Consider the following 9114-nt stretch of genomic DNA (forward strand, 5'->3'; position numbering starts at 1 on the left):
CCGCGGGCTCAGCCCGTTCTCACACCGGCTGCCACAGCCCCGGCGCCAGCGCCGGCTGCCAGGCGGTCTGCGCCTGGTGGGACTGGAGGCACTCGTAGGAGACGCCGTCGAGGGTCACGCGCGCCCCGACCTCGTACACCCGTCCCGCGGTCCAGCCGTCCGACGAGCCGCCGTCCTCCGGGTCGGGGGCGGGCGTGCCGCTCTCGGCCGTGCTGGTCCTGAGGGTGAGGCCGAACGTGCTGAGCAGCGGGTTGATCGGCTGGTAGAAGGTCGTCCCGCCCCTCGTGCAGTCGCCGGACCCGCCGGAGGTGACGCCCTGGGCCTGGACGCCCGAGATGTAGGAACCGCCGGAGTCGCCCGGCTCCGCGCACACGGTCGTACGGGTCACGCCGTCGACGGTGCCCTCGGCGTAGCTGACGCTCGTGTCGTGCTGCTGGATCGTGCCGCAGTGCCAGCCGGTGGTGGATCCCGACCGGCACACCGCGGCACCCGTCAGAGCCTGCACCGAACCGGCGGTCTGCACGTCCTGGCCGCCCTCGCCCTTGACGGCGGACGTGGCCGTCCAGTCGGCGTTGACCCCGACCCAGGACATGTCCTGACCGGGGAAGATCGATGCCTGGAAGGTGCCCTGGGCGACCTGGTTGTACCCGGTGGTGGTCGAGCCCGCCTGCCCGCAGTGGCCGGCCGTGGCGAAGCCCTGCTGCGCGCCCTTGGTGACGCCGAAGCCCACGGAACAGCGGGCCGTGCCGTCGATGTAGAAGGGGTCGCCGCCCTTGATGTCGTAGAGCGCGCGGGGCTGGTCGGCCGAGACCTTGACGTCCACGAGCGCGCTGTCGACGCCGGCGGCCTCGACCAGCGTGTCCGCGGCGGCGCGGCTGGTCGCCTGGACCGTGACCCGGTTGGTGCGTACGTCGATGTACCGGACCGGTGTGTCGAGGGCCTTGCCGCTCACGGCGGCGTCCAGCTTGCTCTTGGCGGCCCTCAGCTCCTCCAGCGCGGTCCCGACGACCATGGCCCGCGCGCCCCCGGCCTCGATGGCGGGGGTGTCCGCGACGTCGGTGCTCGCCACGGTCAGGTCGGCGGAGGTGTCGCCGCTGACCCAGGCGCCGGCGAAGCGCTTGCCGAGCGCGTTCTGGAGTCGCCCGGCGCGCGCGCCCGCCTCGGCCTCGTTCAGCAGGCGGGTCCTCGCCTGCGCCTCGGTCAGGCTCAGATCACGCACCAGCGCCCGCAGGACCTCGGACGAGGGGCGGTCGGCGCCGAGTGTCTCGGCGGCGGAGGGTGCCGGCGTGGGCGTGGGGGGCTCGGCGGCCGCGACCGCGGGCAGTCCCGCGAGGACGAGTGCGCCGAGCACCGTCAACGCGGCACGGCCGGCCGAGGCGTGTCTGTGGGGCATCAGGTTCTCCTGGAGTGGGGGGGACGAAACGTCTTGAAACATCTCGAATCCCTAGACCTTGCCGAAAAGGCCGCAGAGGATGTGTGCTTCCCGCCCGTTCCGCGCATCGGACGACACGAGGGGGCCGCCCGGCGCAGCACAGGATGCCGACGGGGCGGTTTCCCGGGTACGACGGGTGGCGCGGCTGTGCCGGTTAACCTGTGCTCATGCCTCGCTACGAATACCGCTGCCGTACCTGCGGCGACACCTTCGAACTCAGCCGCCCCATGGCCGAGTCCTCGGCCCCCGCGGACTGCCCGGCCGGCCACGACGACACCGTGAAGCTGCTGTCGACGGTGGCGGTGGGCGGCTCGGCCTCCGCGTCGGCCCCGGCGCCTCAGGCCGGCGGCGGCGGCGGGTGCTGCGGAGGCGGCTGCTGCGGCTGACAGCCGCAGCAGAGCGCAACGGCGAGCGGACCGCCGTACGGCGGCCTCTTCAGGTTGCCTTCAGGTCCGCCTCCCTAGCGTGGGCCCATGTCAGCCATCGAGTGGGTCAACGGCCTCATGGACACGCTGGGCGCCCCCGGCGCCGGGGTGGCCATCGCCCTGGAGAACCTCTTCCCGCCCATCCCGAGCGAGGCGATCCTGCCGCTCGCGGGCTTCGCGGCGAGCACCGGCGAGCTGAACCTGCTCGCCGTGCTGCTGTGGACGACGGCGGGCTCGGTGGTCGGCGCCCTCGCGCTCTACGGCGTCGGCGCGCTGCTCGGCCGGGACCGCACGGTGGCACTCGCGGCCCGGCTGCCGCTCGTCAAGGCCGCCGACGTCGAACGCACCGAGGCCTGGTTCCTGCGGCACGGCACCAAGGCGGTGTTCTTCGGCCGCATGATCCCGGTCTTCCGCAGCCTCGTCTCCGTCCCGGCCGGCGTCGAACGCATGCCGCTGCCGGTGTTCCTGACCCTGACCACGCTCGGCAGCGCCCTGTGGAACACGGCGTTCGTCCTCGCGGGCCACACCCTGGGCGCCAACTGGACCCAGGTCACCGAGGTGGTGTCCGCCTACTCGAAGGTGGTCCTCGCGGCAGCGGCCCTGTCGGTGACGGCCTTCGTCACGCTACGACTGCTGCGGCGCCCGGGACCGGGTCGGCGCGGGGCGGACAGGGACACGGCCCCCGACGCGGACACGGACGCGCGGGGTGAACGCGAGTCCGCGGAACCGGTGTCCTAGCGGGCCCCGCCGGTGTCTTAGCCGACCCCGCCGGTGTCCTAGCTGACCCCGCCGGTGTCCTGGCAGGCAGGGGGCGGGCGACCCGGGGCCGGTGGTCGCGCAGGCGGGGGCCGGTGGTCACGCAGACCGGGGCCGACGACCGCCGATCGCCCGCCCGCCGGTGTCCCAGTCGACGCCCGCCGACCCCGCCAACCCACGTCACGCCCGCACCCGGCTCCTCAGACCGCTCCCTGTCGTGCCCCGCGCAGGAACTCCCGCAGGATCCGCTCCCCCGCCAGCACGCCCCGCTCGGGCAGCGCGGTGATCGCCGGAGCCGTCCAGCCGACGTCGGCGAGCTCCCCGTGCCCCGGCCGCCAGCCCCGGTCGGCGGCCAGCAGCAGGTCGGCGTCGAGCAGGGAGTCGCCCGCGGCCAGCGTCAGGGAGGCGCCGGTGCGCCGGGCCACCTCGCGCACGGCCGCGCTCTTGGTGAGCGGCTTGGGGACGGCGTAGATCTTGCGGCCCTGGAGGGAGACCGTCCAGCCGCGGTTCTCGGCCCACACCGCGAGCTCCTTCACCCAGTCCTCGGGCAGCAGTTCGCGCTCGACGACGAGGTAGGCGAAGAGGTCCTCGGCGATCCGGTGCTTGCGCACCCACAGCGGGTCGGCCGTCTCCTGGAGGTGGGCCCGGATCTCGTCGAGCGGCGCGCACTCGTCGGCGAGCCGGGCGGTGACCCCGGCGTGCCAGTCGTGGTCGGTGACACCGTCGACCAGCAGATGACCGCCGTTGGCGCAGATCGCGTAGGCCGGCACGGGGCCGGGGAGGTTGATGCGCTGGTACTGCTTGCGGGTGCGGGTCGTCGTCGGCACGAACACCGCCGCGTCGCCGAGTTCGGAGAGCAGCTCGGCCGAGGTCTCCGTCATGTACGACAGCGGTCTGCTCTCGTGCACCTCGACACAGAGCAGCCGGGGCGCCCGCGCGTCCGGCATGGTGAGCGCCAGGGCGGCGGCGGAGTAGATGAGCGTGCGGTCGAGGTCGCTGGCGACCAGCACCGGAGCCTGAGCGGACATCAGAGGGTGACCGCCTTGCCGTCGGCTCCCGTCGCGCCCCGCGTGTACTTGGGGTGGATCAACCCCACGCAGGTGTACGGGAGTTCGGCGACCTCTTCCACGGGAACACCTCTCTGTTCGGCCAACAGGCGTACATGGTCGAGGTCGGCGCCCGCCCCGGCCCGCGCCAGGATCTTCCAGGGCACCCGGCGCAGCAGCACCCGGGTGGTCTCGCCGACGCCCGGCTTGACGAGGTTGACGTCGTGGATGCCGTACTCCTCACTGATGCGTTCGACGGCCGCCCAGCCCTCCCAGGTCGGTTCGCGGTCGCCGGCCAGCAGTTCCTTCACGGTGGAGTCAACGGCGTCCACGACCTCCGGGAAACGGCCGGCCACGGCGTCCAGGAAGTCCACCGACACGTCCGCGCCCGCGAGTTCGCGGTAGAACTTCGCGCCGTGGAAGTCGTGCGGGCCGACCAGGTCCGCGCGCAGGACCGTACGCGAGATCAGGCCGGACACCGTGGAGTTGAGGCAGGCCGAGGGGATGAGGAAGTCCTCGCGGGTGCCGTACGTCCGCACGCAGGAGCCGGGGTCGGCAAGTACGGCGATCTCCGGGTCGAAGCCGGTGGCGCCGCCCTCGGCCTCGAACTCCCTGACCGCTTCGGTCAGTTCGCGGGTGATCGCGCCCTTGCCGGTCCAGCCGTCGACGAACACGACGTCGGCCGGGTCGTGGTGGGCGGCCAGCCAGCGCAGGGCGTTGGCGTCGATACCGCGGCCGCGGACGATCGAGACGGCGTAGTGAGGCAGTTCGAGGCCGTGCCGGAACTGGGCCCAACGGCGCATCAGGACCCCGACGGGGGTACCGGCGCGGGCCAGGGAGACGAGGACGGGGCGCGGGGAGCGCTCCTGGAGCACGATCTCCGTGACGGCGCCGACGGCCTGCGCGAGCCTCGCGGAGGACTCCGTCAGGGCCGCCTGGAACAGCTCCTGGTACTGCTCGCTCGGCTGGTACTCCACGGGCAGCGACTCCGCGTAGTGCGCGCCGCCGCTCTGGATGGCCTCCTCGCGCTCCTCGGTCGGCGCCTCCAGGGTGACGTCCGAGAGGTCCTGGAGCAGCCAGCCGACCTCTTCGGGGGCGTAGGAGGAGAAGGCTGGGCCGCGGAGGGGCTCGGGGAGCATGGAGGGCCTTTCGGGGGTGTAGCTGGGGACGACGGCGAGGAGCACGTGCGGGGTGTGTGCGGCCAGCTGCGCCAACAGGCCGTTTGGCGCGTGCAGTTCGGGGGTGTCGGCGGTGTCGTCGACGACGACGACCACGGCGTCGAAGCGGGCGCCGGCGACGTTGTACGCGTAGCGGTCGCCGGGGCCGTCGGCGGGGTTGTCGTGGGCCGGGAAGGTGAGGCGGGTGCGGATCGCGTATCCCGGGTCGTCCACGGCGAGGACGGGGCTGCGGGTGGTGGTGGAGTAGGTGACCCCGACGCCCTCGGCGACCTGTTCGAGTTCGCGGGCGAGCCTCAGGGGGGCGTACATCAGCTCTTCGAAGCCGAGGATGTGGACGTGGTGGGCGTTCGCCGGGAGCGCCTCTGCCAACCTGGCGGTCATCGCGGGGAGTTCGTGCTCCAGGCGTATTCGGTGCTGGGGGGTGAATCCGTGGCGGCCTCCGTCGGGGAGGGTTCGGGGCCACATCAGGTCCACGCGGTGGATTGCCGGGTGCGGGTGCGTGGGGGCTGGTCGCGCAGTTCCCCGCGCCCCCAGGTGACTCTCGTACTCGGCGACCAGCTGTTGCCCCTTCTCCAGCACCCCTTCGGGCAGGCGTACGGTGCCCGATGCCGCCGCCACCAAGTCGACCCGCGCGCCTATCTCCTCCGCGAAAGCCTCCAGCCGCCCCGCGTCCTCCTCCGACCGCATGTCCACCAGAGCCACCACCACGTACCGGTTCCTCGGATAGCGGCCGTGCAGGTCCCTGATCGTGTTCAGGATCGTGTTGCCCGTCGAGAACTCGTCGTCCACCAGGACCAGGGGGCCGTCGCCGGACAGCAGGGCCGGGTCCTCCGGGAGCAGCAGGTGCGAGGTGGCGTGGGAGTGGGACTCCTCGAAGCCGCCCGCGGGGGGCACGCCCGGGATCGGGCGGCGGGTGGAGTGGAGGTAGGGGGCGAGGGCGAGGCCGTCGGCGACCGAGTGGCCGAGGCCCGTCGCGGTTTCCGCGTAGCCGAGGACCACCGCCCCGGCCGCCTCCTCGTCGCCCAGCAGGTCACGGACCCTGCGGCCCAGGGCGAGACCCTGGCCGTAGACCACCGACGGGGACTGCGGGACGTGTTTGCCGAGGACGTTGGAGACCAGGAGATGGGCCCGCTTGGGGTTGCGTCTGAGGGCGAGGCCCAGCAGGTCGGTCAGCTGACTGTCGCCCACGAGTTCGACGCCGAGCCGGTCGGCGACCCACGTCCCCGACCAGACCTCGCCCGGCGTCCGGTCGTTCACTGCCTTGTTCATGCGTCCCTTGGTGTCCACGAATGCCACGAATGATCAGCTGGTTATTCCGGCGGCGAGCAGCTCCACGAAGCCGATGTCCTCGTTGGCCACCCCGAAGACCTCGGCGCGCAGCAGGGTCCGCTCGGCCCAGGCGCGATGCGGCTTCACTTCATTCATCTTGTTCGTGTACTGCGACCTCAGCACCCCGCCGCCCCCGCGCTCCGGCCGCAGGATGTCCTGGGCGTCACTGAACTCCTCGTGGCTGACCACGGACAGTGCGTGCACGGGCAGCACGTGGGAGGGGTGGATGCAGGTCTTGCCGAGCAGTCCGTTGGCCTGGTCGAGGGTGATCTCGCGCAGCAGGCCGTCCATGGCGTGCTCGATAAGGGCCTCGCGCAGCTCCTCGGCCTGGCCCTCCAGGAAGGGGCTGCGACGCAGCTGGGGCTTGAACATGCGCTCCTGGACCCGGAAGTACTCCCAGACGGGCCCGGTGACGGTGAACCCGGTGCCGTCGGCGCGGCCCAGCATGTTCACCACGTCGGCGATCACGGAGGCCACGATCTGGACGTCCCAGGCGGTCATGTCGGGGGCGCGGCGCAGGCCGTAGGAGGAGCAGAAGTCGGTCACGCCGAGACGCAGCGCGAGGACGCGGTCGCGGTACTTGTCGACCGCGCGCGCGATGCCCTCCAGGGTCTCTACGCGCGTCTCCCGGTACAGCAGCTCCGGCGACTCCAGCACCGGCATGGCGAAGAGCCGCTGTCCGCTCGCGGCCTCGGCGACGGAGAGGGCCTCCAGGAAGGGGATGCCCCGCTCCTCGGTGAACTTCGGGAGCACGAATCCGGACAGCAGGCGGACCGCGGGGCCGAGGCGCCGTACGAGATCGGGGATCTGCTCGGGGAAACGGACCCGGATGAAGAGCAGCGGCAGGTCCACCGCGCGCTCCGCGAGGTCGGTGAACTGCCGGACGAGGTTCTCCTCGCCCGCGACGACGTCCTCGTCACCGATCGAGTCCTCCAGGCACAGCACCATCGAGACCACGCCGAGCCCTGCCTGTTTGACGATGTCGTCGGCGAGCCGCGGCCGCGTGGCCGGACTGTAGAGCGTGGCGCCCAGGGCCGCGGAGAGCAGCCGGGCCGGGGAGTCCGCGGTGAACTCGCAGGGCTCCTGGTGGAAGAGGCGCTGACGCACCTCAGGGGCGATGTGCCCGAAATGACGCATATGACTCCCCCGTGGCAGTTGTGCCGCCTGTGAACCGCTCACAGGTGGCCGGTAATAGTACGTAGGTACCCGTGTCCCAGGTTCCCACCGGGCATGAATTTCAGGTAACGCAGACGAACACGGCCCGCTGGACACCGGTACGACATGAAACCGGTGTTCCCCACCCCCGCGTTGTCGTGACCAGGACCGAGAGGGCAGGATGACCGCATGACGCACGCCATGCTGAAGGGGTCGAACGTCCCGCTGGATGCCACCACGGTACGCGCTGTGCTGCGCTGGGCGCCTGGGCAGGGGGTTCCGCCCGTCGACGCCTCGGCACTTCTCCTCGGCCCCGACGGTCGCGTGCGGTCCGACGAGGACTTCGTCTTCTACAACCAGCCCCGCCACCCTTCCGGCAAGGTCTGGCTTCTCGGCAAGAAGCGTCTCGCCGAGGGCCCCACCGACACGATCCAGACAGATCTCGCCGGTGTCGAGCCCGACGTCAGCCAGATTCTCCTGGTCGCTTCGGCGGACGGCGCCACCTTCGACCGCGTGCAGGACCTGCGCATCCTGCTGTACGACGCCGCGGTCGCCGACGGTGCGCCGCTGGCCTACTTCGACATCAAGCCGGAGACGGGCGAGGAGACGGCCATGATCTGCGGCGAGCTGTACCGCCGCGGCGAGGGCTGGAAGTTCCGCGCCACGGGCGAGGGCTACGCGGACGGCCTGCAGGGCCTGGCCACCGACTTCGGCATCACGGTGGACGAGTCGGAGCCCGAGGAGCCCGCGTCCCAGCCCCTCCCCCCGGAGCAGCCGGCCCAGTCCGCCACCTCGGTCCCGACCCAGCCGGCCTACGGCTACCCCCAGCCGACGGCAACCGCCCCGGCCTCGGGCTACGGCTACCCACAGCCAGTCGCCCCGGCACCGCTCCCGGCGGGCGAGTTCCGCCTGCCCCCGCAAGGGCCCCAATTCATCGGGCGGTAAGGGTCGCGCCCCTCAGGGGCGCGGGGAACTGCGCGACAAGCCACGACGGCGCCGCACCCGCCACACCACAGATCCCCCCGGGCTCTCAGGCGAACGTCACCGATCCGCCTTAGCCTTGTACCCCCGCCCCCACTGCAACCCCCACCCGTACAACCGATCCAGCTCCCCCTGAAACCCGTACACGAACTGCACCTCACGCCGAACGACAAGCTCACCCTTGACGTTCTCGATCATCACCACTGCACACGACCGAGCCTGAGGGTGCCGCTCGTCGAGACCTATCTCGATCCGCGGCCCGTTGCTCGGATACAGCGTCACGATCGCGTGCGTACGGTCGAACGCCGGCGTCTGGTCGTAGATGTACACGAAGACCAGCAGCCGCTTGATCTGGTCCCGGTGATCGAGGTTGACGTACATCGTCTCGCCGGACGCCGACCCGAACCGGTCGTCCCCGCTGAGCTTCACGTACGGCGGCGCGTTGACGTCCCCGAGCAGCCCGCCGAGCGGCTGTACGACCCCCTTCGTGCCGTCGGCCAGCTCGTACAGGCACCCGAGGTCGAGGTCGACGTTGACCATGGACTGGCTGTGCCCGAGGACCTCCGGCGGCTTGAGCGCCTTGAAGGGGTGCCGCAGCAGCGACTCCCGCTGTGAGCCCCCGATGTCGGAGGTCCGCATCCGCCAGGTCAGGTTGATGCGGAGGTTCCCGGTCGCCGCCCCCTGCTTGGTGAGCGAGACCCGGTTGTGCCGCTTGGTCAGTTCGATCGCGTTGCTGGCCGCGCTGCCCGAGTCGAAGTCGACCTCGCGGCCGCCCCGGAGTCCGTCGAAGAAGCCCACTCCCGCCCCCCACC

The 9114-nt window shown here is 71.7% G+C and carries 8 protein-coding genes; 3 read left to right on the forward strand and 5 right to left on the reverse strand.

The genetic code is table 11. From position 1 onward, the window contains the following. Nucleotides 1-19: 19 nt before the first annotated feature. On the reverse strand, nt 20-1393 hold the full coding sequence (locus ACFULQ_RS47380) for an alpha-lytic protease prodomain-containing protein (RefSeq protein WP_383557562.1): 1374 nt from the start codon (nt 1391-1393) through the stop codon (nt 20-22). 206 nt (nt 1394-1599) lie between these two features. On the opposite strand from ACFULQ_RS47380, the gene ACFULQ_RS47385 reads away from it, so the two are divergent. Beyond that, nucleotides 1600-1818, forward strand: a complete 219-nt coding sequence (locus tag ACFULQ_RS47385; RefSeq protein ID WP_028807445.1) for a zinc ribbon domain-containing protein — start codon at nt 1600-1602, stop codon at nt 1816-1818. A gap of 87 nt (nt 1819-1905) precedes the next feature. After that, on the forward strand, nt 1906-2595 hold the full coding sequence (locus ACFULQ_RS47390; RefSeq protein WP_383557565.1) for a DedA family protein: 690 nt from the start codon (nt 1906-1908) through the stop codon (nt 2593-2595). 218 nt (nt 2596-2813) lie between these two features. Here ACFULQ_RS47390 and ACFULQ_RS47395 read toward each other — a convergent pair whose 3' ends face one another. The 3 genes from ACFULQ_RS47395 to ACFULQ_RS47405 are packed head-to-tail and all read right to left on the reverse strand — an operon-like array spanning nt 2814 to nt 7303. Further along, nucleotides 2814-3641 carry an HAD family hydrolase gene (locus ACFULQ_RS47395; protein WP_383557567.1) on the reverse strand — a complete coding sequence of 276 codons (828 nt, stop codon included), beginning with the start codon at nt 3639-3641 and terminating at the stop codon, nt 2814-2816. Continuing rightward, nucleotides 3641-6106 (reverse strand): phosphoribosyltransferase, encoded by a 2466-nt coding sequence (locus ACFULQ_RS47400; RefSeq protein ID WP_383557570.1) that lies wholly within the window; start codon nt 6104-6106, stop codon nt 3641-3643. The genes ACFULQ_RS47395 and ACFULQ_RS47400 overlap by 1 nt, the downstream gene beginning before the upstream one ends. A 33-nt stretch (nt 6107-6139) precedes the next feature. Continuing rightward, nucleotides 6140-7303, reverse strand: coding sequence for an HpcH/HpaI aldolase/citrate lyase family protein (locus ACFULQ_RS47405; protein WP_383557573.1), 1164 nt, complete (start codon nt 7301-7303; stop codon nt 6140-6142). A 207-nt stretch (nt 7304-7510) separates the two neighbouring features. Here ACFULQ_RS47405 and ACFULQ_RS47410 point away from each other — a divergent pair, with 207 nt between their 5' ends. Beyond that, nucleotides 7511-8266 carry a TerD family protein gene (locus ACFULQ_RS47410; protein ID WP_383557576.1) on the forward strand — a complete coding sequence of 252 codons (756 nt, stop codon included), beginning with the start codon at nt 7511-7513 and terminating at the stop codon, nt 8264-8266. 96 nt (nt 8267-8362) lie between these two features. Here the strand turns inward: ACFULQ_RS47410 and ACFULQ_RS47415 are convergent, their stop codons facing one another. Next, nucleotides 8363-9100: a Tellurium resistance gene (locus ACFULQ_RS47415; protein WP_383557579.1), complete on the reverse strand. Its 738-nt coding sequence runs from the start codon at nt 9098-9100 to the stop codon at nt 8363-8365. Between the last annotated feature and the right edge of the window lie 14 nt (nt 9101-9114).

It is taken from the genome of Streptomyces sp. NPDC057253 (genome assembly GCF_042669125.1).
Taxonomy (GTDB): domain Bacteria; phylum Actinomycetota; class Actinomycetes; order Streptomycetales; family Streptomycetaceae; genus Streptomyces.

Excerpts from the sequence above, each read along its gene's own strand:
- ACFULQ_RS47400 (WP_383557570.1), bottom strand. The coding sequence starts at position 6,106 with ATGAACAAGGCAGTGAACGACCGGACGCCGGGCGAGGTCTGGTCGGGG.
- ACFULQ_RS47410 (WP_383557576.1), top strand. The coding sequence starts at position 7,511 with ATGACGCACGCCATGCTGAAGGGGTCGAACGTCCCGCTGGATGCCACC.
- ACFULQ_RS47380 (WP_383557562.1), bottom strand. The coding sequence starts at position 1,393 with ATGCCCCACAGACACGCCTCGGCCGGCCGTGCCGCGTTGACGGTGCTC.
- ACFULQ_RS47395 (WP_383557567.1), bottom strand. The coding sequence starts at position 3,641 with ATGTCCGCTCAGGCTCCGGTGCTGGTCGCCAGCGACCTCGACCGCACG.
- ACFULQ_RS47405 (WP_383557573.1), bottom strand. The coding sequence starts at position 7,303 with ATGCGTCATTTCGGGCACATCGCCCCTGAGGTGCGTCAGCGCCTCTTC.
- ACFULQ_RS47390 (WP_383557565.1), top strand. The coding sequence starts at position 1,906 with ATGTCAGCCATCGAGTGGGTCAACGGCCTCATGGACACGCTGGGCGCC.
- ACFULQ_RS47385 (WP_028807445.1), top strand. The coding sequence starts at position 1,600 with ATGCCTCGCTACGAATACCGCTGCCGTACCTGCGGCGACACCTTCGAA.